1 protein-coding gene is annotated in these 253 nt (G+C 62.5%); it reads left to right on the top strand.

The window, feature by feature from the left end:
- On the top strand, positions 1 to 188 hold a 188-nt coding region (locus SB772_RS43460; RefSeq protein WP_410838957.1), incomplete at its 5' end, for a hypothetical protein.
- Between the last annotated feature and the right edge of the window lie 65 nt (positions 189 to 253).

Below are 253 nucleotides of genomic sequence, written 5' to 3' on the forward strand. Positions count from 1 at the left end.
TCATCGGCTTCGGATACGCAGCGCGCCAACAGGCCCGTAATGCGGCGCTTGACGCGGAAGAAGATGAAGAGGACGAGATCATCGCTGCGGGCGGACTGCCCAAGCGCAGGGCTCCGGCCCCCCGAAAGAATAAGCGGCCGACCGCCGAAGATGAGGAAGACGCGATCCTTGATGCCCAAGGTTACTGATCCTGTAGGAAACGTCAGGCTGGCACTCAAGGCAGCCGGCGCCCCGGACACAGTCAGGATCTTCG

Origin of the sequence: Paraburkholderia sp. SIMBA_030, assembly GCF_046535245.1 — a bacterium.
Classification (GTDB): Bacteria; Pseudomonadota; Gammaproteobacteria; order Burkholderiales; family Burkholderiaceae; genus Paraburkholderia.